General features: G+C 69.3%; 29 protein-coding genes. 13 read left to right on the forward strand and 16 right to left on the reverse strand.

From position 1 onward, the window contains the following. The 4 genes from A5652_RS18655 to A5652_RS18670 form a co-directional block, all read left to right on the forward strand. Positions 1-456 (forward strand): cytochrome c biogenesis CcdA family protein (locus A5652_RS18655; RefSeq protein WP_197513963.1); only part of this gene is annotated, 456 nt, incomplete at its 5' end. Between the two features lie 59 nt (positions 457-515). Next, positions 516-2,138, forward strand: a complete 1,623-nt coding sequence (locus A5652_RS18660) for a cytochrome c biogenesis protein ResB (RefSeq protein WP_067354752.1) — start codon at positions 516-518, stop codon at positions 2,136-2,138. Further along, positions 2,135-3,118, forward strand: a complete 984-nt coding sequence (ccsB, locus tag A5652_RS18665; protein ID WP_067354754.1) for a c-type cytochrome biogenesis protein CcsB — start codon at positions 2,135-2,137, stop codon at positions 3,116-3,118. Before A5652_RS18660 ends, ccsB begins: the two co-directional genes overlap by 4 nt. A 62-nt stretch (positions 3,119-3,180) precedes the next feature. Continuing rightward, entirely contained in the window at positions 3,181-4,488 is a 1,308-nt protein-coding gene (locus tag A5652_RS18670) for a MinD/ParA family protein (RefSeq protein ID WP_067354756.1), read from the forward strand. 29 nt (positions 4,489-4,517) lie between these two features. Here the strand turns inward: A5652_RS18670 and A5652_RS27730 are convergent, their stop codons facing one another. Beyond that, complete coding sequence (locus tag A5652_RS27730) at positions 4,518-4,667, reverse strand: hypothetical protein (protein WP_156745412.1); 150 nt, start codon at positions 4,665-4,667, stop codon at positions 4,518-4,520. Positions 4,668-4,749: 82 nt separating this feature from the next. Here A5652_RS27730 and A5652_RS18675 point away from each other — a divergent pair, with 82 nt between their 5' ends. Beyond that, positions 4,750-5,106: a DUF4229 domain-containing protein gene (locus A5652_RS18675; RefSeq protein WP_067354759.1), complete on the forward strand. Its 357-nt coding sequence runs from the start codon at positions 4,750-4,752 to the stop codon at positions 5,104-5,106. Here the strand turns inward: A5652_RS18675 and A5652_RS18680 are convergent. Together A5652_RS18680 and A5652_RS18685 are read right to left on the reverse strand one after the other, a co-directional pair. Further along, a complete protein-coding gene (locus A5652_RS18680; protein WP_067354762.1) occupies positions 5,103-6,110 on the reverse strand; it encodes a beta-ketoacyl-ACP synthase III in 1,008 nt (335 codons plus the stop codon). The genes A5652_RS18675 and A5652_RS18680 overlap by 4 nt on opposite strands. Before the next feature lie 96 nt (positions 6,111-6,206). Beyond that, positions 6,207-7,079, reverse strand: coding sequence for a 1,4-dihydroxy-2-naphthoate polyprenyltransferase (locus A5652_RS18685; RefSeq protein WP_067354768.1), 873 nt, complete (start codon positions 7,077-7,079; stop codon positions 6,207-6,209). An 84-nt stretch (positions 7,080-7,163) separates the two neighbouring features. Here A5652_RS18685 and A5652_RS18690 point away from each other — a divergent pair, with 84 nt between their 5' ends. Together A5652_RS18690 and A5652_RS18695 are read left to right on the forward strand one after the other, a co-directional pair. Then, positions 7,164-7,940 carry an S-methyl-5'-thioadenosine phosphorylase gene (locus A5652_RS18690; RefSeq protein ID WP_232001241.1) on the forward strand — a complete coding sequence of 259 codons (777 nt, stop codon included), beginning with the start codon at positions 7,164-7,166 and terminating at the stop codon, positions 7,938-7,940. Continuing rightward, positions 7,937-8,965, forward strand: coding sequence for an NAD(P)-dependent oxidoreductase (locus tag A5652_RS18695; protein ID WP_067354773.1), 1,029 nt, complete (start codon positions 7,937-7,939; stop codon positions 8,963-8,965). Before A5652_RS18690 ends, A5652_RS18695 begins: the two co-directional genes overlap by 4 nt. Position 8,966: 1 nt before the next feature. Here the strand turns inward: A5652_RS18695 and A5652_RS18700 are convergent, their stop codons facing one another. Beyond that, on the reverse strand, positions 8,967-10,685 hold the full coding sequence (locus A5652_RS18700) for a hypothetical protein (RefSeq protein ID WP_067354776.1): 1,719 nt from the start codon (positions 10,683-10,685) through the stop codon (positions 8,967-8,969). Positions 10,686-10,993: 308 nt separating this feature from the next. On the opposite strand from A5652_RS18700, the gene A5652_RS18705 reads away from it, so the two are divergent. The 4 genes from A5652_RS18705 to A5652_RS18720 are packed head-to-tail and all read left to right on the forward strand — an operon-like array spanning position 10,994 to position 14,569. Next, positions 10,994-12,814, forward strand: a complete 1,821-nt coding sequence (locus A5652_RS18705; RefSeq protein ID WP_067354781.1) for a hypothetical protein — start codon at positions 10,994-10,996, stop codon at positions 12,812-12,814. Positions 12,815-12,816: 2 nt separating this feature from the next. Beyond that, positions 12,817-13,479: a glycosyltransferase family 2 protein gene (locus tag A5652_RS18710; protein ID WP_067354789.1), complete on the forward strand. Its 663-nt coding sequence runs from the start codon at positions 12,817-12,819 to the stop codon at positions 13,477-13,479. After that, positions 13,476-14,138 (forward strand): DUF2064 domain-containing protein, encoded by a 663-nt coding sequence (locus A5652_RS18715; RefSeq protein ID WP_067354791.1) that lies wholly within the window; start codon positions 13,476-13,478, stop codon positions 14,136-14,138. The genes A5652_RS18710 and A5652_RS18715 overlap by 4 nt, the downstream gene beginning before the upstream one ends. Positions 14,139-14,188: 50 nt before the next feature. Then, positions 14,189-14,569, forward strand: coding sequence for a DUF732 domain-containing protein (locus tag A5652_RS18720; protein ID WP_067354793.1), 381 nt, complete (start codon positions 14,189-14,191; stop codon positions 14,567-14,569). Between the two features lie 32 nt (positions 14,570-14,601). On the opposite strand, the gene A5652_RS18725 is transcribed toward A5652_RS18720, so the two are convergent. The 11 genes from A5652_RS18725 to A5652_RS18775 all read right to left on the reverse strand — a co-directional run bounded on the left by A5652_RS18725 (position 14,602) and on the right by A5652_RS18775 (position 23,525). After that, positions 14,602-15,972, reverse strand: a complete 1,371-nt coding sequence (locus tag A5652_RS18725) for a hypothetical protein (protein WP_369805826.1) — start codon at positions 15,970-15,972, stop codon at positions 14,602-14,604. 29 nt (positions 15,973-16,001) lie between these two features. Beyond that, a complete protein-coding gene (gene menE / locus A5652_RS18730; RefSeq protein ID WP_067354795.1) occupies positions 16,002-17,093 on the reverse strand; it encodes an o-succinylbenzoate--CoA ligase in 1,092 nt (363 codons plus the stop codon). A 68-nt stretch (positions 17,094-17,161) separates the two neighbouring features. Beyond that, positions 17,162-17,464 (reverse strand): DUF3349 domain-containing protein, encoded by a 303-nt coding sequence (locus tag A5652_RS18735; RefSeq protein ID WP_067354797.1) that lies wholly within the window; start codon positions 17,462-17,464, stop codon positions 17,162-17,164. Positions 17,465-17,517: 53 nt separating this feature from the next. Continuing rightward, a complete protein-coding gene (locus A5652_RS18740) occupies positions 17,518-17,817 on the reverse strand; it encodes a hypothetical protein (RefSeq protein ID WP_067354801.1) in 300 nt (99 codons plus the stop codon). After that, entirely contained in the window at positions 17,817-19,055 is a 1,239-nt protein-coding gene (locus tag A5652_RS18745) for an inorganic phosphate transporter (RefSeq protein WP_067354803.1), read from the reverse strand. The genes A5652_RS18740 and A5652_RS18745 overlap by 1 nt, the downstream gene beginning before the upstream one ends. A 97-nt stretch (positions 19,056-19,152) precedes the next feature. Next, positions 19,153-19,560 (reverse strand): VOC family protein, encoded by a 408-nt coding sequence (locus A5652_RS18750; protein WP_067354805.1) that lies wholly within the window; start codon positions 19,558-19,560, stop codon positions 19,153-19,155. A gap of 21 nt (positions 19,561-19,581) precedes the next feature. Further along, positions 19,582-20,214, reverse strand: a complete 633-nt coding sequence (locus A5652_RS18755) for a maleylpyruvate isomerase family mycothiol-dependent enzyme (RefSeq protein ID WP_067354811.1) — start codon at positions 20,212-20,214, stop codon at positions 19,582-19,584. A 50-nt stretch (positions 20,215-20,264) separates the two neighbouring features. Beyond that, positions 20,265-21,161: an SDR family oxidoreductase gene (locus A5652_RS18760; protein WP_067354814.1), complete on the reverse strand. Its 897-nt coding sequence runs from the start codon at positions 21,159-21,161 to the stop codon at positions 20,265-20,267. Between the two features lie 39 nt (positions 21,162-21,200). Next, complete coding sequence (locus tag A5652_RS18765) at positions 21,201-22,103, reverse strand: 1,4-dihydroxy-2-naphthoyl-CoA synthase (RefSeq protein WP_067354821.1); 903 nt, start codon at positions 22,101-22,103, stop codon at positions 21,201-21,203. Positions 22,104-22,116: 13 nt separating this feature from the next. Further along, a complete protein-coding gene (locus A5652_RS18770) occupies positions 22,117-22,572 on the reverse strand; it encodes a nitroreductase family deazaflavin-dependent oxidoreductase (RefSeq protein WP_067354823.1) in 456 nt (151 codons plus the stop codon). Between the two features lie 14 nt (positions 22,573-22,586). After that, positions 22,587-23,525, reverse strand: a complete 939-nt coding sequence (locus A5652_RS18775; protein WP_067354825.1) for an aldo/keto reductase — start codon at positions 23,523-23,525, stop codon at positions 22,587-22,589. An 85-nt stretch (positions 23,526-23,610) separates the two neighbouring features. Between A5652_RS18775 and A5652_RS18780 the strand changes: the two genes are divergently transcribed. Next, positions 23,611-24,153 (forward strand): TetR/AcrR family transcriptional regulator, encoded by a 543-nt coding sequence (locus tag A5652_RS18780; protein WP_067354828.1) that lies wholly within the window; start codon positions 23,611-23,613, stop codon positions 24,151-24,153. A gap of 80 nt (positions 24,154-24,233) precedes the next feature. Here A5652_RS18780 and fadD8 read toward each other — a convergent pair whose 3' ends face one another. Beyond that, positions 24,234-25,910, reverse strand: a complete 1,677-nt coding sequence (gene fadD8, locus A5652_RS18785; protein ID WP_369805825.1) for a fatty-acid--CoA ligase FadD8 — start codon at positions 25,908-25,910, stop codon at positions 24,234-24,236. Positions 25,911-25,986: 76 nt separating this feature from the next. Between fadD8 and A5652_RS18790 the strand changes: the two genes are divergently transcribed. Further along, the coding region (locus tag A5652_RS18790; RefSeq protein ID WP_156745414.1) for an amidohydrolase family protein at positions 25,987-26,715 on the forward strand (729 nt) is incomplete at its 3' end.

The raw sequence follows: 26,715 nt of genomic DNA on the forward strand, positions 1-26,715 counted from the left end.
GGGATGAGGCCCACGAACACCAAGCCCATGACGATGGTCAGCACTCCCCCGGCCCTGCAGCGCCAGGCCCGGTTCAGTCCGCGCCAGCTGACCACGGTCGCCGGGGCGCCGGTGCTGGGCGCGGTGTTCGCGTTGGGCTGGACGCCGTGCCTGGGGCCGACGCTGGCCGGCGTGATCACCGTCGCCTCGGCGACCGACGGCGCGAGTGTGGCCCGCGGCATCGTGCTGGTGATCGCCTACTGCCTGGGTCTGGGCATCCCGTTCGTACTGCTGGCATTCGGCTCGGCCGGCGCGGTGGGGGGGCTGGGATGGCTGCGCCGGCACGCCCGGGCCATCCAGATCTTCGGCGGCATTCTGCTGGTCGCGGTTGGCGCGCTGCTGGTCACCGGGGTCTGGAACGACTTCATCGCGTGGCTGCGCGACGCGCTCGTGTCCGACGTGAGGTTGCCGATCTGAGGCAATTCCTCGCAGGGCTTGTTCAAAAGAGCCGTAACACCTGGCGCGCGCTGACCTCGATGGGCACCGCGCTGGTGCTGTTGTTCCTGCTCGCGCTCGGCGCGATTCCGGGGGCCTTGCTGCCGCAGCGCAGCCTCAATACCGCCAAGGTCGACGACTACCTCAAGGCCCACCCGGTGATCGGACCGTGGCTGGATCGGGTGCAGGCCTTCAACGTGTTCTCCAGCTTCTGGTTCACCGCCATCTACGTGCTGCTGTTCGTATCGCTGGTCGGCTGCCTCACCCCGCGGATGATCGAGCACGTCCGCAGCCTGCGCTCCACCCCGGTGGCCGCGCCGCGCAACCTGACGCGGCTGCCCAAGTACACCAGTCACCAGATCCAGGTCGGAACCGACGAGCTGAACGCCCTGGCGAACACGCTGGCCGCGCGGCTGCGCGGATGGCGCACCGCCATTCGGCACCGGGACGGTGCCGAGTCCGCCGGTTCCGACGTGGTGGAGGTGTCCGCCGAGAAGGGTTACCTGCGCGAGTTCGGCAACATCGTCTTCCACTTCTCGCTGCTGGGCCTGCTGGTCGCGGTGGCCGTCGGCAAGCTGTTCGGCTACGAGGGCAACGTCATCGTCATCGCCGACGGCGGCCCCGGCTTCTGTTCGGCCTCGCCGGCCGCGTTCGACTCGTTCCGGGCCGGCAACACCGTCGACGGCACGTCGTTGCACCCGCTATGCCTGAAGGTCGACGACTTTGTGGCGCACTACCTGCCGTCGGGGCAGGCGACGTCGTTCGCGGCGAAGATCGACTACCAGGCCGGCCAGGATCTGACCGCGAACACCTGGCGCCACTACCAGCTGGAGGTCAACCACCCGCTGCGGCTCGGCGGTGACCGGGTGTACCTGCAGGGACACGGCTACGCGCCCACCTTCAGCGTCACCTTCCCGGACGGGCAGATCCGCACGGCGACGGTGCAGTGGCGGCCGGACAATCCGCAAACCCTGCTGTCGTCGGGTGTGGTGCGCATCGACCCGCCCGCGGGCAGCTATCCCAACCCAGCGGAGCGCCGCAGCCACGAGATCGCCATCCAGGGCCTCCTGGCCCCGACCGAGCAGCTGGAGGGCACGCTGTTGTCCTCGCGGTTCCCGGCGTTGGACGCCCCGGCGGTGGCCGTCGACATCTATCGCGGTGACACCGGGCTCGACACCGGGCGGCCCCAGTCGCTGTTCACCCTGGATCCCCGCCTGATCGAACAGCACCGGTTGACCAAGGAGAAGCGGGTCAATCTGCGTGCGGGCCAATCGGTCCGGATCGATCAGGGGCCGGCGGCCGGCACCGCGATCCGCTTCGACGGCGCCGTCCCGTTCGTCAACCTGCAGGTCTCGCACGACCCGGGCCAGACCTGGGTGCTGGTCTTCGCGATCACGATGATGGGCGGCCTGGTGGTGTCGCTGTTGGTGCGCCGCCGCCGGGTGTGGGTCCGTCTGACGCCCGACGCCGGCGGGTCGCCCGGTACGGTGAACGTCGAACTGGGCGGCCTCGCGCGCACCGACAATTCCGGTTGGGGCGACGAGTTCGAACGACTGTCCGACCGGCTGGTCTCCGGCCTCGCTCGCGCCGAGCCACCCACCGCGTCCGACGGCGACGCGACACCCGCAGCGTCCAAGAGGAGTTCTGAGGTGGACGTCAAATGAATACGGTGCACGTCAACGTCGAGCTGGCGCGCTACTCCGACTGGGCGTTCACGTCGGCGGTCGTGGCCCTGGTGATCGCGCTGCTGTTGCTGGCCTTCGAGCTGGCCTACGCCGGCGGGCGCCGCGCCGATCAGCGCGCCCGGGTGTTGGCCGGCGCCGTCAGCGCCGACTCCGTCACCCCCGGCGTGGTGGACGAGACCGCCCAACGCCCGATCGACGAGCGCGTCGGCCGGGCCGGGCTGTCCGTGGTGTACCTGGGCATCGGGCTGCTGCTGGCCTGCCTGGTGCTGCGCGGCCTGGCCACCCTGCGGGTGCCGTGGGGCAACATGTACGAGTTCATCAACCTGACCTGCCTGTGCGGGTTGATCGCCGGGGCGGTGGTGCTGCGCCGCCCGCAATACCGGCCGCTGTGGGTGTTTTTGCTGCTGCCGGTGTTGATCCTGCTCACCGTGTCCGGTCGCTGGCTCTACACGAACGCCGCGCCGGTGATGCCCGCGCTGCAGTCCTACTGGCTGCCCATCCATGTGTCGGTGGTCAGCCTGGGATCGGGGGTGTTCCTGGTCGCCGGCATCGCCAGCATCCTGTTTCTGCTGCGGACGTCTCCGCTGGCAGAGCCCGACCGCACCGAGCGCAGCGCGCTGAGTCGGCTGGTGCAGCGGTTCCCGGATGCGCAGACCCTGGACCGCATCGCCTATCGAACTACGATTTTCGCCTTCCCGGTGTTCGGTTTCGGCGTCATTTTCGGTGCCATCTGGGCCGAGGAAGCCTGGGGCAGATATTGGGGCTGGGATCCCAAAGAGACTGTGTCTTTTGTCGCCTGGGTGATTTACGCCGCGTACCTGCACGCCAGGTCGACGGCGGGATGGCGGGACAGGAAGGCCGCCTGGATCAATGTCGCGGGCTTTGTGGCCATGGTCTTCAACTTGTTCTTCGTTAACCTGGTCACTGTGGGCCTGCATTCTTATGCGGGCGTCGGGTGACGGTGCTAACCGGCCCAAATTACGCACAGCACGCTGAATAACGCACAGCAAAGGGGAGTGCAGTGACCGAGCATCCAACGTCGGGCGTGGGGGCGCCCGACCAACCGACCACGCAGATACCCCCACAAACAGCGTCGGCGGCGGCCCAGCACGAGGGCGCCGAACCCCAGGCCGAGTCGGGCGGTGACGCCCCGACTCGCGCCTTCGCCGGTTTCCGCACCGAACGCCGCGTTCCCGGTCCCGAACGCCAGCAGGCCGCACCGCCCGCGGCGCCCAGGCCGGGTGGGATGCCGCCTTGGGACTCCACGCCGGTGACCGGCATCCCGCGAGTCGATCCGACGGCGTATGGCGCCTACTACACCGGTCCGGACGCGCCGCCCACGCAGATCCAGGGGGCGCCGCAGCGCCCCGAGCATCTGCCGCACACGCCGTATCCGGAACTCTCCACCGGCATGCTGCTGCGGCCGGTCGCGCCGCCGCCGTCGGACGGATGGCGGCGGCTGCTGTTCAAGCTGTCCGGCGGGCTGATCAACTTGGGCGAGAGCCCCCGGGCCACGCGGTACAACAACCTGGTCGCCCAGGTGAACCGGCCGTTGCGGGGTTCCTACCGGGTGGCCTTCCTGTCGTTGAAGGGCGGCGTCGGCAAGACCACGATCGCCGCGACGCTGGGCGCCACCTTCGCCTCCATCCGCGGCGACCGCGTGGTCGCCGTTGACGCCAACCCCGATCGCGGCACGTTGAGCCAGAAGATCCCGCTGGAGACGGCCGCGACGGTGCGGCAGCTGCTGCACGATGCGGGAACCATCGAGCGCTACAGCGACGTGCGCCGCTACACCTCCAAGGGGCCGAGCGGCCTGGAGGTGTTGGCATCCGAAACGGATCCCGGCATCTCGGACGCGTTCGGCGCCGACGACTACGTGCGGGTCCTGGACATCCTGGAACGGTTCTACGGCCTGGTGCTGACCGACTGCGGGCCCGGACTGCTGCACTCGGTAATGAGCTCGGTGCTGGAGAAGGCCGACGCGCTCGTCGTAGTCAGCTCGGCGTCCATCGACGGCGCGCGCAGCGCCTCGGCGACGCTCGACTGGCTGGACGCCCATGGCCGCGAGGACCTGGTTCGCAATTCCATCGCGGTCATCAACGGGGTCAAACCACGCCCGGGCAAGGTCGACATGAACAAGGTGATCGACCACTTCTCCCGGCGCTGCCGCGCGGTGCAGCTGGTGCCCTTCGACCCGCACCTGGAAGAGGGCGCCGAGATCGAACTGGATCGATTACGGCGCGGGACACGCGAAGCGCTCACTGAGCTGGCCGCCATCGTCGCCGACGGGTTCCCCGGCGACCCGCACAATCCGGGAGTCCTTGGCTAGCGCCGCCGCCATCGAGCTAGCGCGGATCGTTAATCGCCACGACCCAACCGCCGCAAGAAATCTGGATCGTCGTCGGGCCCGATGACGCGCGTCTTCGGCCGGTGGGTCTGCGACCGCGCCGCGCGCCAGCCGACGTAGATCAGCGTCCCCAAAATCACGACGAGCAGCAGGTAGAGCACACAACACCTCCTTGGGGCGAATATACCCGCGCCGTAGGCTCACCCTGTGTCACAAGAAGCTAGCGACGACAGCACCGGCGGCATGCAGGACCACGGCGCGAACGAGGGAACGGCGCACCAGGACGGAAGCCACGCCGCCGTCCATGTGGCGGCGTACGTGACGGCGCGGCTGCTGCTGGCGGTCGTGCTCACCGGAGTGATCTACGGTGTCGCGCGCTTGGCGGGCATCACGCAGTTCCCGATCGTGGTAGCGGTGCTCTTCGCCCTGATCATCGCGATGCCCCTGGGCATGTTGGTGTTCGCCCCGCTGCGCCGCCGCGCCACCGCCGCGCTGGCGATCGCCGGGGAACGACGGCGCCGGGAGCGCGAACTGCTGCAAGCCCGACTGGACGGGGAGGCCACGCCGGACGAGGGCGGCCAAGAATCAGGGCGCGGCTAGCCGCTCGGCAGCCGCACGACCTGTGCGGCATAGCTCAGGCCGGCGCCGTAGCCGAGCAGCAGGGCCAAATCGCCGGCCTTGGCCGCTCCGCTCGCCAGCACTTCGGCCATCGCCAGCGGGATGGACGCCGCCGAGGTGTTTCCGGTGTGCTCGATGTCGTTGGCGACGACCGCATCCGGGCGCAGCTCGAGGCCCTTGGCCAGCACCTCGTTGATCCGGCTGTTGGCCTGATGCGGCAGGAACACGTCGATCTCATCGGCCCGGACGCCCGCAGCGTCCATGGCCTGCCGGCCGACCTTACCCATCTCGAATGCCGCCCAACGAAACACCGCGCTGCCCTCGAGTCGCAGGAAGGGGCGCGGGCCCGTCGGGTGGTCCATGTAGTCGATCCAGTCGATGTCCTGGCGGATGGCCGTGGCCTGTGCGCCGTCACTGCCCCAGACGGTCGGGCCGATGCCCTGGTCCGGCGTCTCGCCCACCACCACGCCAGCAGCGCCGTCGGCGAAAATGAAGCAGTTGGTGCGGTCGTGCATGTCCACGGTCGGGGACAGTTTCTCCGAACCCATCACCAGCACCTTGGCGGCGGTGCCGCCCCGGATCATGTCGGCCGCCACACCCAGCGCGTAGCCGAAGCCGGCGCACCCCGCCGAGACGTCGAACGCCGGCACGCCGGTGGCGCCCAACGCCGCCGCCACCGATGGGGCACAGGCGGGGGTCTGCAGGAAGTGCGTGCTGGTGGCGACGATCACGCAGTCGATGTCGGCCGCGGTGAGCGACGCTTTGCCGATCGCCTCCTGCCCGGCCGCGGTCGCCATGGACGCGGCGGATTCCTCGCGGGCGGCGAATCGGCGCGTCTTGATGCCGGTCCGGGAGTAGATCCACTCGTCGGAAGAGTCGATGTTCTCGCAGAGCTCGTCGTTGGTGACCACCCGCTCCGGGCGGTACGACCCGACGCTGAGTAAGCCGATGTTCTTGGGCCCGCTGGTCGCGGCAATCTGCTTCATCGCGGTCCTTTGCTATCGCCCCAGCAGACGCAAAGGTACCCCACCGGCCTGCCACCGGAAACCTTTGCCCGCACGATCGATACCCCCGTTCAGCGCTCAGTGAACCAGCGCCAGCGCCGCCGCCACCGCGATCGCCCAGACCACCATCGCCAGCCCCGTATCGCGCAGCACTCCGATGAGCTCGGGACCCCCGCGGCCGTTTCGCACCGGGGCCGCCGCGCGCAGGGCCAGCGGGGTGGCCACCAATCCGACCGCGCACCAGGGTGTCGCCAGCATGAGCACCAGGGTCAGCACTCCGGCGGTCCCCAGCAGCGCCTGGTACAGGATCCGGGTGCGCGCATCGCCCAGGCGCACCGCCAGGGTGATCTTTCCCGAGCGCGCATCGGTCGGGATGTCCCGCAGGTTGTTGGCCACCAGCACCGAGGAGGACAACGCCCCGATCGACACGGCCAGGAGCAGGCCCACCCAGTCCACGCGCAGCGCCTGGGTGTACTGGGTGCCCAATACCGCGACGAGTCCGAAGAACAGGAACACCGCGATCTCGCCAAAACCCGCGTACCCGTACGGTTTCGACCCGCCGGTGTACAGCCATGCCCCGGCGATGCAGGCCGCTCCCAGCGCGATCAGCCAGGGGGCGCTGAACAGCGCCAGCGCGAGCCCGGCGAGCGCGCCGACCGTGAGGCTGGCGATCGCGGCGGCCAGCACCGCCCGCGGCGCCGCCAGCCGCGAGCCGACCAGGCGCACCGGGCCGGCCCGGACGTCGTCGGTACCGCGGATGCCATCGGAGTAGTCGTTGGCGTAGTTGACGCCGATGATCATTGCGAGCGCGACGGCAAGCGCCAGCAGCGCCTTCCACCACACCGCGGAGTGCAGCCATGCTGCGGCACCGGTTCCCGCGACAACCGGCGCCACCGCGTTGGGCAACGTCCTCGGCCGCGCACCGGAAATCCACTGCCCGAAATTGGCCACACGAACATCCTGCCAGCATGCGGGCCGTCATTCCCCGGGCCCTGCACCCGCGATCGCTTGGGCACCATGCACCACAATGGTCGGATGCTCGGAGTCATCGGCGGCAGCGGCTTCTACACCTTTTTCGGATCCGACTCCCGCGACGTCACCGTCGACACTCCGTATGGGCCGCCGAGCGCCCCGGTCACCGTGGGCGACGTCGGCGGCCACGAGGTGGCTTTCCTGCCGCGCCATGGCGCCGAGCACGAATTCTCCGCGCACACCGTGCCATACCGCGCCAACATGTGGGCCCTGCGCAAGCTCGGCGTGCGGCGGGTGCTCGCGCCGTGCGCGGTCGGCAGCCTCAAACCTGAACTCGGCCCCGGCACCGTCGTGGTGCCCGACCAGCTGGTCGACCGCACCCGGGGCCGCGCCGACACCTATTTCGACTCCGGCGGCATCCATGTCGACTTCGCCGACCCGTACTGCCCGACGCTGCGCGACGCGGTGACCGTCCTGCCCGACGTCACCGACGGCGGCACCATGGTGGTGATCCAGGGCCCACGCTTTTCCACCCGCGCCGAAAGCCAGTGGTTCGCCTCAGCGGGGTTCTCGCTGGTCAACATGACCGGCTATCCGGAGGCAGTGCTGGCTCGTGAGCTCGAAATATGTTATGCCGCAATTGCTTTGGTGACCGACCTGGATGCCGGCGTGAGCGCCGGCGAGGGCGTCAAGACCGTCGACGTGTTCGCCGAATTCGCGAAGAACATCGAGATGTTCAAGACGCTGGTCCGCCAGGCCATTGGCCGGATGGCCGCCGACCGCACCTGTACGCGTTGCCTGCCGCACGCCGGGGTCACCCTGCCCATCGAGCTGCCGTGAGGGTGCTGCTGACCGGTGCGGCCGGCTTCATCGGTGCGCGGGTGGACGCCGCGCTGCGGTCCGCGGGTCACGAGGTGGTCGCCGTCGACGCGCTGCTGCCTGCCGCGCACGGCCCAAACCCGGTGCTGCCACCGGGATGTCAACGCGTCGACATCCGCGACGCCGACGCACTGGCCCCGCTGTTGGCCGGCGTGGACCTGGTGTGCCATCAGGCGGCGATGGTGGGCGCGGGCGTGGACGCCGCCGACGCGCCGGCCTACGGTGGCCACAACGATCTGGCCACCACCGTCCTGCTGGCGCAGATGTTCGCCGCCGGGGTGCGGCACCTGGTGCTGGCCTCGTCGATGGTGGTGTACGGGCAGGGAAGCTATCACTGCGAACGACACGGGGCCGTGGATCCGCTGCCCCGGCGCCGGGCCGACCTCGACGCGGGAAACTTCGAGCACCGCTGCCCGGTCGGGGGCGAGGAACTGCACTGGCGCCTCGTCGACGAGGATGCCTGCCTGCGGCCACGAAGCCTGTACGCGGCCAGTAAGACCGCCCAGGAGCATTACGCGCTGGCATGGTCGGAGGCCACGGGTGGTTCGGTGGTGGCCCTGCGCTACCACAACGTCTACGGCCCCGGCATGCCCCGCGACACCCCCTACTCCGGGGTCGCGGCGATCTTCCGGTCGGCGCTGGAAAACGGCGAATCACCAAAGGTTTTCGAGGATGGCGGGCAGATGCGCGACTTCGTCCACGTCGACGACGTGGCCGCTGCCAACGTCGCGGCGACCCAGCAGCGCGAGGGTTTCACCGCGGTCAATGTCTGCTCGGGCCAACCCATTTCGATCCTGGATGTGGCCGGGGCGCTGTGCGACGCGCGCGGCGGCTCGCTGTCGCCGGTGGTCACCGGGCAATATCGCAGCGGCGACGTGCGCCACATCGTCGCCGATCCGTCGAGGGCCGCCGACGTGCTGGGTTTCCGTGCGACCGTCACTCCGGGTGACGGGCTGCGCGAATTCGCGTTCGCGCCCCTGCGCTGAGTCAGCCCTGCGGGGGCCGGTAGATCTGCGGCTTCTGCACGGGTATCTGACGCGTTCCGGAGTCGTCGCCGCGGAAAATCCGGGGGGCATTGGCCAGCGGAGGTATCTCCGAGGTCGCCGGTTCGTTGTCCCCGCCGGGAACGCCGGCGGGGATGCGGGTGGTCGCCGCGGCCGATGGTGCGGCGCTCTGGCCCACCGGCACCCGGGTGGTGGGTGCCGCCGCATTCGCGGCGGCCGCGCGCCTGCGGGCCGCGCGATTGGCCCGCCGCCTACCGCTCAGCTGCCCGGCGATGATCGCCGCCACCAGGATGCCCAGCGCCAGGCCGCACAACGTCACGTCGAAAACGCTGGTGATCTGCTGGGCCAGGTTGTTGCCGTAGACCGGGTGCAGCGCAGGTGAATACGGGGAGTCCGCGAACCGCGGCGCCAGCACGACGCCGACGACGACGCGGGCAACGCTCAGCGTGGCGACGAGTCCGCACAGCGACGTGACCATCCTCGCCGAGAGGGCGGCCAGCCTGCGGCGCAGCCAGAGCGCCAGGATCGCGGTGGCCAGATCGAACGCGGCCAGCACGATGCTGTCATACCGAGAGAACGGATAGTTGAGGATCACGCCGACAACCAGGTCGGTGATCCGCATCGCTATCGATCCCACGCACCAAACGGCGATGAGCAGCAAGCCATTTCGGCTCGTCGCGCGCCACGCGGACTCCTCCGTCGGCGAGGCGTTCCGGTGACCGAACAGCGCCCGCGGCGCGAACAGCGCCGCGCCGGCCGCCCACGCCAGGTAGCCCTCGAACCCCACGCCGGCGGTGGACGTGTTCTGCGCGATGCCGTGGAACGCGTCGATGTCACGACCGGCGGGCAAGAGCCACACCAGGATCCCGGCGGCGAGCGTCGATGCGCCGAGCGCGACGATCGTGAGCCGGCTGTCCCGGGCGTTGCGCAGCAGCCACCTGGAGGCGACCAGCACGGCCACCAGCGCCACCACGCCGTACACCACCGCGGTCGCGATCACGGAGATGTTCTGCTTGCCGAATTGGTCGGCGCCGCCGGTGCTTTGCAGCGCGTACCGGAGCCGCCAGTACAGGTTGAACCCGAAGCTGAGCACCGCGGCCAGCATCGACAGCGAGCCGACGATCCGCGCCGACCTGTGCCACCCGGTGGACTCGTCGCCCGCCGGAACGGGTCCGGCGAGTGCGCCGGTGGGCAACGCCTGGGCGCTCAACAGCGAGCCGGCGACCCCGACCCATGCTCCCGGCCCGACACCGCCCGGCACGTTGACCGTGCCACCGAAACGGACGGTCTCGTACGCGTCGAACACGACGAAGGCGAGCACCAGCAGCAGGTAGGGGACGTTGAGCGCCAGGCGGAGTCGGGCGGCCCGCGTGGGGTTGAAACGCGCGCCGGCAGATCGCCAGGAACCGCCGACCGCGACGGCGACGACGGCCAGCACTGTCACCGCGATCAGCACCACGAACACGGTCGCGCTGCTGTCCGGGATTCCGACCCCGAAGTAGAGGTTCCACGGCAAGAACACCGCGAGGATCAGCAGTGCCACCGCGGTCAGGTCGCTGACGTTGCGGTACCGCTTCGATCCCGTGGCGGCCGATGCGGGGCCACCGGTGGCATGCGGGCGGATGATGCGCGGCGCCGCTGCCTGCTCGGTCTGACTGCGGATGGGCCCGGTCGGCGCGTCGTCGCTGCTCTGGCTCACCATGCCTCCCGGGATGCGAGGACCGATATTCTTCGCGCAGTTTGGTGTGATTGCCGGGGGACTACCCCGCCGGGCGAAATGCACTGCTCGCTTGCGAACATATTCTCCGTTCGGATGCCGTGGCAGTGGCTCAGGCCGGCTGCTGGGGCGGAGATGATCTTGCGGCAATCGTCCTGTCGTTCGAAAAGCTGGTTACGCTGCGCTAGTAGACGAAGCTTGTCGCCTGAATGATTGATACTCCAACGGTATCGCAAGTGTAATGATGCCGGGACATTGCTGGTTGCGGGGTAGCCAGCCGAAGGAGAACCGGGATGGACGTCGTTTTGGGGGTTGCGGTCACCGGACCCGTCGCGCGCTTGGCCCTGGTCGGGTCGGGCGCGCAGGGGACCGACGTGATCGACCAATCCGTCGTCGACCTCGCCGACAATCCGATCGGGACGCTGACCGAGACCGTGGTCGGCACGAATCGGCTGCTTGCCGGCGAGAACCACCACCTGGTCGGTACCCGCCTGTGCTGGACCGATCATCCCGCCGCCGACCAGCTGCGGCGGGCGCTGGAGGATTCGGGCGTCCACAACGTCGCGGTGCTCTCGGAGTCTCAGGCGGTGGCCGCCCTGATGCGCGCGGCCGGCCGGCCCGGCGCCGCGTTGGTGATGGACGACGCGACCGCGACGCTGTCGATGGTGGATCCGGGCGACGGCGATCCGGACGCGCCGCCGACCGTGCTGGCGAGCCAGCAGCTGGCCGGCGCATCGGGCGGCGATGCTACGGCCGCGTTCCACACGATGATGGCGAACCTGGGCAACCACCCCGACGGCCCGCAGGATGTGTATCTGCTCGGTGCGTCGCCCGACCTGAACAGGGTCGCCGACGAGCTTCGCGACGGGTCGACCATGCGGGTGCAGGTCGCCGAGGACCCCACGTTCGCGCTCGCCCGCGGCGCCGCGATCGCCGCCGCAACGGCGGCGGCGCTGCAGGCGGGGGGCCCGACGGCCATGGTGCCGGCGGCAGGCCTGACCGCCGATGAGACCGCGATGGCGCCGGCGTTCGGGGACGCCACCACGGCGGTGCCGTCGACGGGGCCGATCGGCGATGAGACGGCCTTCGTGCCGGCATCGGAGTTCGCGGATCCGAACGCCGAAGACCAGCAGCTGGCCTATTCGATGGCCGATGAGGGCGAGCAGTACCCGGGTGAATTCGATGAGTACGACCCCGAATTGGACGACTACGAGTACGGCGACGCCGACGAGGACGAGCCGACCAAGCTGTCGCGGCGATCGTTGGTGATCGGCAACGCCGTCATCGCCTTCGCGGTCATCGGATTGGCGTCGCTGGCCACCGCGATCGCGGTCGCCGTTCGCCCGACCGCCAGCCAGCAGCCGGTGGTGGGGGTCCAAAACGGAACCCCGGGCAAGTTCATGCCGATCCTGCCGAGCCAGCAGCAGGCCCCGCTGCCGCCGCCCCCGCCCGATGCGCCCAATGCCGGATTCCAGGGCGGCATCGTCGAGGCTCCCAGCTACGTCCCGGCGCCACAGCAGGTCGCGCCCCCGTCGGGAGGCGGTGTGCCGAGCGGTCCCGCTCCCGAGGCGCCGGTCAACCCCGGTGTGGTGCCGAATCCCGATCCGGGTTGGGCGCCTCGCCCCAATCCCATTGTGCCGGTTCCTATTCCGATTCCCATCTGGATCCCGGGGTGGGGGCCGACACCGCCGACGTCAGCGCCGTTTACGCCGCCGTCCACGCCGGTTACGCCGGTTACGCCGGTTACGCCGGTTACGCCGGTTACGCCGGTCACGCCGGTTACGCCGGTCACGCCGGTTACGCCGGTTACGCCGTCCACACCGGTTACGCCGGTTACGCCGTCCACACCGGTTACGCCGTCCACACCGGTTACGCCGGTTACGCCGTCCACGCCGGTCTCGCCGCCGAGCACCAAGGCCACCCAGGCGCCGCCGCCGAGCACGTATTCGCCGCCGAGCACCAAGGCCACCCAGGCGCCGCCGCCGAGCACGTATTCGCCGCCCACCCAGGCCACCCAGCCCCCGACCGCGCCGCACACCCAGCAGACCCTGCCGCCGCCGACGCAGCAGCAGCCGATGTTCCCGCAGCAACCCCACCAACACCACGGATTCTGAGCGTGCCCGACGGCGACGGGCTGGTCACGGTAGTCCTGCCCTGCCTCAACGAAGAGGAGTCGCTGCCGGCGGTGCTAACCGCCATACCCGCGGGCTATCGGGCCCTGGTGGTGGACAACAACAGCACCGACGACACCGCCGGGGTCGCAAGCCGCCACGGTGCCCAGGTCGTCGCCGAACCGCGGGCCGGGTACGGCTCTGCCGTCCACGCGGGCGTGCTGGCGGCGACGACCCCGATCGTGGCGGTGATCGACGCCGACGGCTCGATGGACGGTGCCGATCTGCCCCGGCTGGTCGCCGAGCTGGAGCGCGGCGCCGACCTGGTGACCGGCCGGCGCCGGCCGGTAGCCGGGCTGCACTGGCCGTGGGTGGCCAGGGTGGGCACTGTGGTCATGAGCTGGCGACTGCGCACCCGACACGGCCTGCCGGTACACGACATCGCGCCGATGCGAGTCGCCCGGCGCGAGGCGCTGCTAGGGCTGGGCGTCGCCGACCGGCGATCCGGTTACCCGCTGGAATTGCTGGTGCGTGCCGCGGCCGCCGGCTGGCGCGTGGTCGAGCTCGACATCAGCTACGGCCCGCGGACGGGCGGCAAGTCGAAGGTCAGCGGTTCACTGCGCGGCAGCATCACCGCGATCCTGGACTTCTGGAAAGTGATTTCGTGAGCGTCCTTCCGGTCACCCTGCTGGTGGTCGCGAAGGCGCCCGAGCCGGGCCGCGCCAAGACGCGGCTCGCGGGGACCGTCGGCGACCGCGTCGCCGCCGAAATCGCCGCCGCTGCACTGCTCGACACGCTCGATGCTGTGGCCGCCGCGCCGGTGGCGGCGCGGGTGGTGGCCCTGACCGGCGACCTCGACGCCGCGGCGAATGCCGCCGAAATCCGGCAGCGGCTGGCGTCGTTCACCGTGATTCCCCAGCGCGGTGAGGATTTCGCGGCCCGGCTCGCCAACGCGCACGCCGACGCGGCCCGCGGGCTTCCGGTGCTGCAGATCGGGATGGACACCCCCCAGGTGAGCGTGGACCTGTTGACCGGCTGCGCGCGCCGGCTGCTCGAGGCGCCGGCCGTGCTGGGGCTGGCCCGGGACGGCGGCTGGTGGGTGCTCGGCGTCGCGGAGCCCGCGATGGCACAGTGCCTGCGCACCGTGCCGATGTCCGTGCCCGACACCGGAGATTTCACCTGGAAGGCGTTGCGCGACAACGGCATCGACGTGGTGACCACCGAGACGCTGGCCGACGTGGACTTCGTCGACGACGTTGCGGTGGTGCGCGAAGCCTGCGCACCCACTAGCCGGTTCGCGCGCGTCACCCGCGCCGCCGGCCTCTAGAGATCCGACAGGACAACACCGGCGGTTTGTAGAAGGATGAAGCGGTGCGAATGCTTCTCGTGCTGGCGAGCTTCGCCGCAGTCATTGGTGCGGCCACGCCGGCACAGGCCGAGCCCGTCGGCAACCCAGATGCGAACTTCTTGGCGGAGCTCGATCAGGCCGGCGTTCCTTACAAGAACGGCGCCGTCGCAATTCGGGTCGGCAAGAAGGCCTGCGAATTGATGGATCAGGGCCACTCCCAGGCCGATGTCATCCAGAGTGTGTCGTCGGAGAATGCCGGATTCACCGTCGCGGACGCGACCCGCTTCACGACCAGCGCCGTCAGCGCCTATTGTCCACAACACGTCGGCGAACCGACCACCGAGCCGCCGCCCCCGCCCGCCTGGTGGGATATCCCTTGGATTCCGTTGCCACCGCTGGGGGCTGCATAGGGCGACGGGTAGTCCGCTAGACGCTCGGAATGCTACCAGTGCGTCAGGATGATCGAGTTGAGCGCCAGCGCACCGAGGGCGTTGAGTGCCAACCAGATCCGGTGTGACCGCGCCGGGAGCAGAGCGGCCGCCGCGGTGAGCCAGACGGTGAACGGCAGCCAGATGCGTTCCACCTCGGCCTTGCTCAGCATGCTCAGGTCCGCGAAGACGATGGCGGCCAGCACGCTCAACAGCAGCAAATGAAAGCCGGAGCGGCGACGGATGGCGGGCCAGTCGAATACCCTGCTGATCCCGGCGACGCCGCCCAACCCGATCGCGCACACGACGGACGCCAGGTTGGCCCAGCTCCAATACTGGAAGGGGCGGTACTTGGCGATGCCCTGCCAATAGCGTTGCTGCACCAGGGTGTAGCCGTCGAACCAGTAAAATCCCGCGATGGCGAAGGCCACCGCCACGGCGATCGCGGCCAGAGCCGCCGGGCCCAGGGCCCGCAGGATCGCTCGCCAGTCCGCCAAGCGGTCGCCCGAGGGCTGCCGGGCGGAGGCCAGCACCGCCAGCGCCGGCAGCCCCATCAGCATCAGGCCGTAGTTGCAGAACACACCCCAGCCCAGCAGCAGGCCCGCGGCCGCCGCCGTCAGCGCGGGGAAACGGACCGGGCGGTGCACCGCCCCGGCCAGCAGCGCGATGCCCCACGCCGCGACCCCGGCGAAGTATCCGTCGGCGGAGACGGCCACCCAGATCGCGGTCGGCGCCAGGGCGACAAACGGGGCGGCTCGCCGCGCGGTCTGTTCGTCGGCCAGCGCACGCACGGCGATCACGACCGCGGCCGCCGCGCTCGAGCCGGCCAGCAAGCACAGCAGGCCGGCCCAGGCGCCGCCGTGCAGGCCGAGCCGGTCCAGCCAGACGAACGTCAGCAGCGCGCCGGGCGGATGCCCCGACACATGCGTCGTCCACGAGTTGGGCTGGTAGTCCACGATCCGGCTCGCAAACGTGCGCACCGTCGCGCCGATGTCGGTGATGCCCGGCACCTGCCACAGGTACTCGTCCCGGGTGGTCAGCCGGCCGGCGAAGCCACGCTGCCAGCCGTCGATCATCGCCAGCGCGAACGCCCATCCACACGCGGTCGCCCAGCTGCCCAGCGTCAAGGCCCGCCACGAAAGGCGTTGCGCCAGAACGGGCCCCCACGCCACGACGGCGATCGCGATGGCAATCGCGGGCCCCGTTCCCCAGCCGGCGTGGATCAACCATTCGCCGAAAATCGGCGCGGAGCCGGCGTGGGTGGCGAACTTCTCGGTGCCGACATCAAGACGCGGGCGCACGCCTGAGTGCATCCGCGGCAGCACGAACGCCGCCGCCACCAGCACCACCCCGACCGTGACCGCTACCGCTTCCCGCGCTGCCACTCGCCGAGCGATGCTCACGGACGAACAGCCTATTGATCGCTCGTGCCGGCGAAGCGGCGCACCAACGCCGTCCGGTCGACCTTGCCGATGCCGCGACGCGGCAGGGCGTCGACGATGTGCAGCTCGCGCGGCGCGGCGGTGGCGTCCAAGGTGCGCGTCACTTGCGCGCGCAGCGCGTCCAGGGTCGGCGCGGCCGACCCGTCGCGCACCACGATCGCGGCGACCACCCGCTGCCCCAGCCGGTCGTCGGTCACTCCGAACACCGCGCATTCGCTGACGGCGGGATGACTGCACAGCGCCGCCTCGACCGGCTGCGGCAGCACCGTCAACCCGCCCGTGCTGATCGCGTCGTCGGCGCGGCCCAGGACGGTCAGCACGCCCGCTTCGCTGACGGCGCCGAGATCGTCGGTGGCAAACCAGCCCGGCTCGGCGAACGGATCCGGGTGGGCGGGGTTGCGGTAGCCCTTGGCCAGCGTCGCGCCGCCGATGACGATGCGCCCTTCGGCCGTGCGCAGCCGCACCCCGTCCAGCGGCACACCGTCGTACACGCACCCTCCGGCGGTCTCGCTCATCCCGTAGGTGCGGACCAGGGTGATGCCCGCCGCGGCCGCCTCGTCGAGAACCGGTCGCGGCGCGGGGCCGCCGCCGATCAGCACGGCATCCAGTTCGGCCAGGGCGGCCACGGCCGCCGGGTCGCCGAGTGCCTTGGCCAACTGCGCGGCCACCAGCGAGGTGTATCGCCGTCCCGGACCCAACGCGCTTATGGCACTGGGTAATTCGGCGATATTGAACCCCGCGGAGACATCCATCTCGACCGGTACCGAGCCGGCGAGCACGCTGCGCACCAACACCTGGACCCCCGCGATGTGGTGGGGTGGCAAGGCGAGGAGCCAGCTGCCCGGCCCGCCGAGGCGGTCATGCGTGGCCGCCGCGCTCGCGGTCAGGGCCGCGGCGGTCAGCAACGCCCCCTTGGGGACCCCGGTGGTTCCCGATGTCGCCGCGACTAGGGCCACGTCGTCGTCGATGGCTTCCCCGACGCGCAGACCTGCCAGCAGCGCATCCGACTCACGATCGTCGGCCGCGGACACGGCGACCAGTGCCGGTTCGCGGCCGTCCAGCACGCGTTCCAGTGCGGGTAGCAGCGACGCGACCGCCGACCCAGGCGGGACGTGCAGCGCGCGCAGTACGGCTATGCCGGGTCCCCGGCCTCGTTGGCATCGTCGAATGGCCAGCCCTGGGCCGCCAACCGCACCCGGACCCGCTCGACGTCGCTGGGCGACGGCAGCTCATCGGTGATCTGGGTGATCAGCACGCCGATGTCGACGTCGTCGAACTCGCCGCGGCGAACCAGCTCACAGGCCACCGCCTTGGCTTCGTCGCCGGATAACCGGCGCGCCAGCAACGCGAGCACCGGGAAGGTGTCGGTCGGTGGCACGCCTTCCGGGTATCCCGCGCGCAGCCACGAGACGATCGAATTCAGAAATCCGTTCACGCTCCAACACCCCCCGGTGTTTGGCTGGGCAAATCGGTGGGCACCAATCGATGCTACTTGGCTTTGGCCCCGAGGAATGGGTAGCCGGTGTGATGCGCGACGAAGTCCCTCGAGATGTAAGCCAGCGCGAAGGCGATCACCAATAGCACCACCGCATAGATCAAGTACGCGACCGCCAGCAGCGCCGGGTTTCTCTGTGGCGAACTGCCATCGGTGCCGGCCTGACCGGTGCCGACCGCGTGGAATCGGAGCCCCAGGGCAAACAGCCCCGGCAATGCTGCACCGGCCAGCATGCTGAAGAGCAGGATCTTGAGGGAGGCCTGGTAGTTGAACCAGTCGCTGAAGTGACTCATCAGGCGTTCGCCTTAATCGTGGGGTCGTCGGAGTCGTACCGGGGGGACGTGCCGCCGGGTGTGGGTCCGGCGCCCGCGGGCGGGTGCTGATCGTCTGCATCTTCGAGTCCGGCGGTCAGGTCGCCCTTCCATTCGGCGTTGACGTTCTTGTGGTCGACCTTGACCCGGCGCGACCGGATGTAGATGGCGGCCGAGACCGCGACCAGCAGCCCGAAACCGACGATCGCGCCCGGGTAGCCACCGATGAGGTGGACGATCCAGTAGGTCACCGCCCCGACCACGCCGGCCAACGGAAGCGTGACCAGCCATGCGACCGCCATGCGACCGGCCACGCCCCAGCGGACCTCGCCGCCGGGCTTGCCCAGCCCGCTGCCGAGCACCGAACCGGTGCAGACCTGGGTCGTCGACAGCGCGTAGCCGAAGTGGGTGGACAGCAGGATGACTGCGGCCGAGGACGACTCGGCGGCCATGCCTTGCGGCGACTGGATCTCTACCAGTCCCTTGCCCAGGGTTCGGATGATCCGCCAGCCACCCAGGTAGGTGCCCGCGGCCATGGACAACGCGCAAGCGACGATGACCCATAGCGGCGGCATGGCCTCGCTTTTGCTGATCGAGCCGTAGGACATCAGCGCCAGGAAGATGATGCCCATCGTCTTCTGCGCGTCGCCGGTCCCGTGCGCCAGCGAAACCAGCGACGCCGAGCCCCACTGGCCGTAGCGGAACCCGGCCTCGGTGCGACCGGTCTCCAGACCGCGGGTGATCCGGTACACGAGCCAGGTCGCGATCGCGCCTACGGCGATGGCCAGGATCGCGGCCACCACGGCCGGGATGAGTACGTGGGACACCAGGCCTTTCCAGATCACCCCGTGCCCGCCGACGGCGGCGATGGTGGCGCCGACGATGCCGCCGATCAGGGCGTGCGACGAACTCGAGGGGATACCGAGAAGCCAGGTCAGCAGGTTCCACACGATGCCGCCGACGAGGCCGGCGAACACCAGCTCCAGCGTCACGATGTGCCCGTCGATCAAGCCCTTGGCGATCGTCGCGGCGACGGCGGTGGACATGAACGCGCCCACGAGGTTCAGTACCGCGGACAGCGCGACCGCTGCTTTGGGCTTGAGCGCACCGCTGGCAATCGAGGTCGCCATCGCGTTGCCCGTGTCATGGAAGCCGTTGGTGAAATCGAAAGCCAGTGCTGTGATTACGACGATGATCAAGAGGAACAATTGGATGTTCACAGCGCCTGATTCTGGTGGTAGGAGGTTTCCATTGTCGAATGATGCGGGGGCCGAAACGCGGGTGTACCTTGAACCGTCGCCAGATGTTACCTCTCAGTTAACCGGCGTTTCCCTGTTGTTCACCCCGGGTGTCGCGCCGTAGCGGGTGCTCCGGCGGCACCTCGACGAAGATGAGCGTCAGCCCATCCGGATCGGTCACTTGCATCTCTTTCAAGCCCCATGGTTCCCGGCGGGCCTCGCGCGCGATCGGCACCCCGCGGCCCGACAATTCAGCTTGGGTGGCCTCGATGTCGCGGACCTGTAGCCACAACGCTCCGGGGAACGCGGCCTGGGAGGCGTCGGGCGCGCCGTGACCGGCCAGCTCCAGCAAGCACTGGCCCGCGAAAAAGACTGTGCCAGCGCCGTAGTCGCGCCAAATAGCCAGCCCGATCTCGTCGCGGTAGAAGGCTAGCGATCGCTGATAGTCCGATGGTCGCAGCAGCATCCGGCTGGCCAGGATCTCCATGGAATCGTGTCTAGCACGTCTCTAGCAGGCCGGGGCGCATCGGCTGCGAAGCGTCGCCACGCCGGGGCCGACGAGGTCGTCGCAAGCGGCGGCCCGGCCGGTCATGGCGAGCAGAAGTGACAGCAGCGGGCCCTCGACCGCTTCGCCCTCTCCGTGGTGCCAGTCGTCGTCGGTGGCAGACAGCGCCAGTCCAGCGACGCGGTTCTTGGAGCCGAGCAGCATGTTGGAGCCTTTGTAGAAGTCGATCGCCTGACGGACGGCGTCGGGCGGGTAGGTGTGCGAGATGCCCAACGGGCGGCGAGCGTCGGCGCCATGCACCACCACCTCACCCAACCAGGAGGTTTTGGGGCCCGGCGGTGCGGAGGTGGAATTCTGCAGCCCCCGAAACTCGGCCAAGGTCGCGGCCGGGTCGGCTCCCCGGTGCTTGGCGATCTGGTCGTTGGCGAACTTGTCGAAGTTGAACTTGGCCTTCGAAATCCCAAGGAAAAACGTGGCCGGCTTCAGTGAGGCGGTCGCCGACAAATGCGCGACGATGTCACGGACCGTCCAGCCCGCACAGAGCGACGGCGTATCCCATTGCGCAGGGGTCAGGTCGGCGAGGTCGTCGGCTAGCGCGCCGCGCTCGGCCGCGATGGTGGCCCAAACGTCAGCCATAGCAAACTCCTGAAATTGAGCGAGTTTGACGTTACTCGCGACAGTACGGGTCAGCCACTGCCGGTGCGGTTGGGCTGGATGCTTTGGCGCTGCATCATGGCGTTGACCCAGCGCGGGCCGACGATGTCCAGCGCCCGACCGGCGATCGCGATCCGCGGTGCGATGCGCACCGGCCGGGTGCGGGCCGCGGTGAGCATCCACTCGGCGGCCTCCTCCGACGTCAACGCGGCCACTCCCTGGTAGGCCTTGGTCGGCGCGATCATCGGGGTGGCGACCAGCGGGTAGTACAGCGTCGTCGAATGCACTCCCTTGCTGCCCCATTCGGTTTCGATGACCCGGCTCACCGTTGACAGCGCGGCCTTCGAGGCGTTGTACACCGAGAACAGCGGGGAGGCCTCCGACATCACTCCCCATGTCGAGACGTTGATGATGTGGCCGTCGCCGCGCTCGAGCATGCCGGGCGCCAGGCCGCGGACCAGCCGCAGCGGCGCATAGTAGTTGAGCACCATGGTCCGCTCGACGTCATGCCAGCGTTCCAGCGATTCGGCCAGCGGCCGGCGGATGGACCGGCCTGCATTGTTGATCAGGATGTCGATTCCGCCGAGACGTTCTTCGACGTCGGCGACCAGCGTGTCGACGGCGTCCAGATTCGAGACGTCGCACGGAATCGATATGGCCTCACCGCCCGCGGCCGTGATCCGGCCGGCCAGGGCTTCCAGCAGATCCTGACGACGGGCAACGGCCACTACTGTGGCGCCCGCTCGGGCGAACTGTTCGGCCGCGGCCTCGCCGATGCCCGATGACGCTCCGGTCAGCAGGATGCGCTTGCCGGCCAGTTCGATCGGCTTGATCAGCGGCCGGTTGACAAGTACCTGCGGCGCCATGGGCGGTCGCATGATCGTCAGGGAGATCTGGTCGGCGATCCGGCGGAGGGGACTCTTGCTCACGTGACGGGAGTCTAGGCGGTGGCCCCGGCGGGCCCGCCGCTAGAAGTAGCGGGGGAACCGGCTCCAGTCCGGATCACGCTTCTCCAGGAAGGCGTCGCGGCCCTCGACGGCTTCATCGGTCATGTACGCCAGCCGGGTGGCCTCGCCGGCGAACAGCTGCTGGCCCACCAGGCCGTCGTCGAGCAGGTTGAACGCGAACTTCAGCATGCGTTGTGCCTGCGGCGATTTGGCGTTGATCTCGCGTGCCCACTGAATGGCCTCGGATTCGAGCTCCGCATGGTCGACGACCGCGTTGACCGCGCCCATGCGGTGCATCTGCTCGGCGCTGTAGGGCCGGCCCAGAAAGAAGATCTCCCGAGCGAACTTCTGGCCGACCTGGCGGGCCAGGTAGGCGCTGCCGTAGCCGCCGTCGAAGCTTCCGACGTCGGCGTCGGTCTGCTTGAAGCGGGCGTGCTCGCGGCTGGCCAGGGTGAGGTCGCATACCACGTGCAGGCTGTGCCCCCCGCCGGCCGCCCACCCGTTGACCAGGCAGATCACCACCTTGGGCATGAACCGGATCAGCCGCTGCACCTCGAGGATGTGTAACCGGCCGGCGCGGGCGGTGTCGACGGTGTCGGCGGTGTCGCCGCTCGCGTACTGATAGCCGCTGCGTCCCCGGATGCGCTGATCGCCGCCGGAGCAGAACGCCCAGCCGCCGTCCTTGGGCGATGGTCCATTGCCGGTCAGCAACACCACGCCGACGTCGGGGGACATCCTGGCGTGGTCGAGCACCCAGTAGAGCTCGTCGACGGTGTGCGGCCGGAACGCGTTGCGCACCTCGGGCCGGTCGAACGCCACCCGTACCGTGGGATCATCGACGTGCCGGTGATAGGTGATGTCGGTCAGGTCGCCGAACCCGTCGACCGGACGCCATACCTGCGCATCAAAGGGGTTGTCACTCAATCTGTTCGAACTCCTATGCCGGGTCCAGCCGGAATACCGGACACACGCCGGCCAGCGCCTCGAACTCCTCGGGGCGTCCGTCCTTGACCAACCCAGAGCGTTTCATGAAGCCGACGCCGGTGGGCACCTCGGTGGGAAACGCCCGCAAGAGCGGGCGCGCCGCGTCGGCGGACAGCTCCACCATGCGCACCCGCTCGGAGTCCCGGCCGCGAGCCAGCGTCGCATAGTCGGCCGCGCGAACGTTCCGGATCCAATCCGCGCCCGGAAATCCACCCACCACATAGCGTTTGCCGTCCACCGTCATGGGCGTCACCGGCGTCGACCGGGGCGTTCCGGACTTGCGGCCCGGCACGGTCAACACCACAGGACTTTCACCGCCGAAGCTCAAGCCGAGCCGCGTCATCCGGATGAAGACCTTGTTGGCCGGCTTCAGCCACCAGGGCGGTTTGAGCCCGTCAGCTTCTGCCATGCCTGCCACAGTAGTCAGCTCTGCGGCGCCTCCAAGAAGCGTTCGACGCCGTCTGCCCACGGGTCGGTCCCCGGTTCGGTGACGGCGTCCAGCCGCGCGATGGCGTCGGCGCTCAGCGTGACGTCCCCCGCGCCGATGTTCTCCTCGAGGTGGGCGATCGAGCGCGTTCCCGGAATCAGCAGCGTGTTGGGCGCGTGAGCCAGCAGCCAGGCCAACCCGACCTGGGACGGTGTCGCGCCGATTTCACCGGCGATCTCGACGACCGCGGCGTTGTCGGCGACCTTGGGGAAACCCGGGAACGCCGACCCCAGCGGGAAGTACGGCACCCAGGCGATGCCTTCGGCCAGGCAGGCCTCGACAACCTCTTCCTGGGAGCGGTCCAGCAGGCTGTAAGCGTTCTGCACGCAGGCGATGCCCGCGGGCAGCGCCCGCCGCAGCACGTCGAGCGGCACGCTGCTGACGCCGATCCCGCCGATCTTGCCCTCGTCGCGCAGCGCGATCATCTCGGCCAGCTGGTCGTCGAGGTCGACGATCTGGTCGCCCTCGGCGGCCATACCGGGGCCCAGATCCATGCGCCGCAGATTGACCACCGGGACGCGGTCCAGGCCGAGCTGGCGCAGGTCGTCTTCCACGGCGGCGCGCAGCTCCGCGGGTCGCTGCGCGGGCGCGAGGGGAATCGGCTCTTCGCCGGTGTAGCGCGCACCGACCTTGCTGACGATGACGAGGTCGTCGGCGTAGGGCGACAGCGCCGCGCGAATCCGACGGTTCACCTCTCCGGGCCCGTAGAACGATGCGGTGTCGATGTGGTTGACGCCCAGCTCGATAGCGCGGCGCAGGACCATGGCCGCATCATCAGGCGATGTCTCGAACAATTGCATAGCGCCATACCCGACGCGGGCAACGGTGTTGGTGCCGATGCTGCCGGCGCCGCCGAGGCGTGGCTTGTGGCTCATTGGTGCTCCCTTGATCGTGAGACACTGGAGAATGCGGAGGGTCCTCCGCTTGTGTTAGCGTAGCAGAAACGGAGGAGCCTCCGCTTTGGTTGGACGATCGGATGCCCGTCGCAATCGCGAACGGTTGCTGCAGGCGGCCACTGCCGCTTTCACGGCGCATGGTGGGTCGGTGCCGCTCGAGTCCATCGCTCGCGAAGCGGGGGTGGGCATCGGCACTCTGTACCGCCACTTCCCTAACCGCGAGGCCCTCGTCGAGGCGATCTACCGCGCCGAGCTCGCTGACGTGGCCGCGGCGGCCAAGCAGCTGCTCACGCTGCATCCGCCCAAGGTTGCGCTGCGACGGTGGATGGACCGCTACGCAAGCTTCGTGGCCGCCAAGCGCGGAATGGCCGAGTCCTTACACGCGATTTTCGACTCGGGCGCTCTTGTGCCGAGCCACACCCGCGACAGCATCGTGGGCGCCGTGGAGACGTTGTTGCGGGCCGGCGGGGATGACGCGACTCTGCGTGCCGACGTGCAGGCCGACGACGTGGTTTCCAGCCTTATCGGCATCCTTCTCGTCAGCGGTTCGCCGGAGCAGACCGCGCGCATGCTCGACCTGCTGGTCGCGGGGGTATCGGCTCCCTGAGCTCAACCCGCCGAACGCCCGGCCAGCCGGGCACTGGGCCGCGAGTGCCCGGCCAGCCGGGCGCTCGGCGAAGGCAAACCTCAGCCCACGGAGCGCGCGGCGCCCTCCCAGAACTGCGCCCGCACGGCCTTCTTGTCCGGCTTGCCCAGGCCCGTCAACGGCAGCGAGTCGGCGAGCACCACGCGCTTGGGCGACTGCACCGAACCCTTGCGGTCCTTGACCGCGGCCTGGATCTCGGCGGTCATCTTCTCGATCGCCGTGTCATCGCGGGGCGCATCGGAGCGCAGCACGACCACCGCGGTGACGGCCTCGCCCCACTTCTCGTCCGGCGCCCCGACCACGCACACCTGGGCGATGGCCGGGTGCTCGGCGACGACGTCCTCGACCTCGCGCGGGAACACGTTGAAGCCGCCGGTGACGATCATGTCCTTGACCCGGTCGACGATGAAGTAGAAGCCGTCTTCGTCCTCACGGGCCATGTCGCCGGTGTGCAGCCAGCCGTCCTTAAAAGTCTTCGACGTCTCGTCAGGTAAGTTCCAGTAGCCGCCGGCCAGCAGCGGTCCGCTGACGCAGATCTCGCCCGGCTCGCCCTGCGGCACCGGCTTGCCGTCCTCGCCCAGCAGCGCCACCCGCGCGAACAGCGTCGGACGCCCGCAGGATGTCAGCCGCTTCTCGTCGTGCTCGCCCTTGGCCAGATAGGTGATGGCCATCGGTGCTTCGGACTGGCCGTAGTTCTGGGCGAAGATCTGGCCGAACCGGCGGATCGCCTCGGCCAGCCGCACCGGGTTGATCGCCGAGGCGCCGTAGTAGACGGTCTCCAGCGACGACAGGTCACGGGTGTGCGAGTCCGGGTGGTCCATCAGCGCATACAGCATCGACGGCACCAGGAAGGTGGCCGTAATGCGCTTCTCCTCAATGGTTTTCAGCACCTCGGCGGGGTCGAACTTGGGCAGCACGTGCATCTCGCCGCCTTTGATCAGGGTGGGCAGGAAATACGCGGCCCCGGCGTGCGACAGCGGGGTGATCATCAGGAACCGCGGGTTCTCCGGCCATTCCCATTCCGAGAGCTGGATTTGGGTCATCGAGGAGATCGACGCCGCGGTGCCCATCACGCCCTTGGGCTTGCCGGTGGTGCCCCCGGTGTAGGTGAGGCCGATGACCTGATCCGGCGGGAGGTCCGCGGCGGTCAGTGGCTGCGGGTCGTACTTGGCCGCCTCGGCCGCCAGGTCGACCGCGACGCCGCTCAGTGCGTCGGGCACCGGGCCGATGGTGAGGATCTGCTTGAGCCCGGGCACCTTCTCCAGCAGCGCCAGCGCCCGCTCGACGAACATCGGGTTGGGGTCGATGATCAGCGAGCTGATGCCGGCGTCGTTGAGCACGTAGGCGTGGTCGTCCAGCGAGCCCAGCGGATGCAGGGCGGTTCGCCGGTAGCCCCGGGTCTGGCCGGCGCCGATGATCAACAGCACCTCGGGGCGGTTGAGCGACAGCAGGCCGACCGCGACGCCGGTGCCCGCGCCCAGCGCCTCGAACGCCTGGATGTACTGGCTGATCCGCTCAGCCATCTGACCTCCGGTCAGCGTGGTGTCGCCGAGGAAAAGCACCGGCTTGGTCCGGTGGCGCTTGAGCGCTCCCACGAGCAGGTGGCCGTTATGGGTCGGGTTGCGCAACAGGTCGGCCGTCATGGCGCCGCTCCTCCTCATCACATCGTCCCTCGCCGCTGCGCGGCTGGGGGTCCCATCGTCGCCGACGCGACTCATGAGCCAGACTAGAACGTGTTGCAATTTGGGTCAGCCGCACCCTGTTCGACACCGGCAATCAGTACGATTCCTCCCCATGGCCGATGCAGATCTCGTCGTTACCGGAACCATCCTGACCGTCGACGAGGCACGGCCCACGGCCGAGGCGCTTGCCGTCGCCGACGGCAGGATCATCGCCGTCGGCACCCGCACCGAGGTCGCCGAATTGGTCGGCCCCGGCACCCGGACCGTCGATGTCGGCGACGGCTGTGTCATGCCGGGCTTCGTTGAGGCACACGGGCATCCGCTGATGGAGGCGGTCGCCCTGTCGGACCGCCTCGTCGACATTCGGCCGGTCACCATGCGCGGCGCCGACGACGTCGTCGCGGCGATCCACTCCGAGGTCGCCCGGCGGGGATCCGACGGCGCCTTTCTCAACGGCTGGGATCCGCTGCTGCAGAGGGGCCTTCCGGAACCAACGCTGAGCTGGCTCGACGACATCGCGCCCGGCAGCCCGTTGGTGATCATCCACAACTCGGGGCACAAGGCCTACTTCAACTCAAGCGCCGCCAAGCTTCATGGGCTCAACCGTGACACCCCGGACCCCAAGGGGGCCAAGTTCGGCCGCGACGCCAACGGTGAACTCGACGGCACCGCCGAGGAGACCGGCGCGGTTGAGCCGGGCGCACTCGGCGAGCAGCATCTGCGGGTAATCGCCGAAGTCGATGGCCCCGGCCAGCAGCTGGAACACCGCGCCGGTCTCCTCGGCGGTGCCGTCGAGTTCACCGTTGGCGTCGCGGCCGAACTTGGCCCCCTTGGGGTCCGG

This window comes from Mycobacterium sp. 1165178.9, assembly GCF_001673555.1.
GTDB lineage: Bacteria > Actinomycetota > Actinomycetes > Mycobacteriales > Mycobacteriaceae > Mycobacterium.

Coding starts and splice junctions, on each gene's coding strand:
- A5652_RS18680 (WP_067354762.1), bottom strand. CDS start 6,110: ATGAAGCAGATTGCCGCGACCAGCGGGCCCAAGAACATCGGCTTACTC.
- A5652_RS18690 (WP_232001241.1), top strand. CDS start 7,164: ATGCTCGGAGTCATCGGCGGCAGCGGCTTCTACACCTTTTTCGGATCC.
- A5652_RS18660 (WP_067354752.1), top strand. CDS start 516: ATGGGCACCGCGCTGGTGCTGTTGTTCCTGCTCGCGCTCGGCGCGATT.
- A5652_RS18675 (WP_067354759.1), top strand. CDS start 4,750: ATGCAGGACCACGGCGCGAACGAGGGAACGGCGCACCAGGACGGAAGC.
- A5652_RS18755 (WP_067354811.1), bottom strand. CDS start 20,214: ATGGCTGACGTTTGGGCCACCATCGCGGCCGAGCGCGGCGCGCTAGCC.
- A5652_RS18700 (WP_067354776.1), bottom strand. CDS start 10,685: ATGGTGAGCCAGAGCAGCGACGACGCGCCGACCGGGCCCATCCGCAGT.
- A5652_RS18705 (WP_067354781.1), top strand. CDS start 10,994: ATGGACGTCGTTTTGGGGGTTGCGGTCACCGGACCCGTCGCGCGCTTG.
- A5652_RS18775 (WP_067354825.1), bottom strand. CDS start 23,525: ATGAGCCACAAGCCACGCCTCGGCGGCGCCGGCAGCATCGGCACCAAC.
- A5652_RS18750 (WP_067354805.1), bottom strand. CDS start 19,560: ATGGAGATCCTGGCCAGCCGGATGCTGCTGCGACCATCGGACTATCAG.
- A5652_RS18720 (WP_067354793.1), top strand. CDS start 14,189: ATGCTTCTCGTGCTGGCGAGCTTCGCCGCAGTCATTGGTGCGGCCACG.
- A5652_RS18770 (WP_067354823.1), bottom strand. CDS start 22,572: ATGGCAGAAGCTGACGGGCTCAAACCGCCCTGGTGGCTGAAGCCGGCC.
- ccsB (WP_067354754.1), top strand. CDS start 2,135: ATGAATACGGTGCACGTCAACGTCGAGCTGGCGCGCTACTCCGACTGG.
- fadD8 (WP_369805825.1), bottom strand. CDS start 25,910: ATGAGTCGCGTCGGCGACGATGGGACCCCCAGCCGCGCAGCGGCGAGG.
- A5652_RS18740 (WP_067354801.1), bottom strand. CDS start 17,817: ATGAGTCACTTCAGCGACTGGTTCAACTACCAGGCCTCCCTCAAGATC.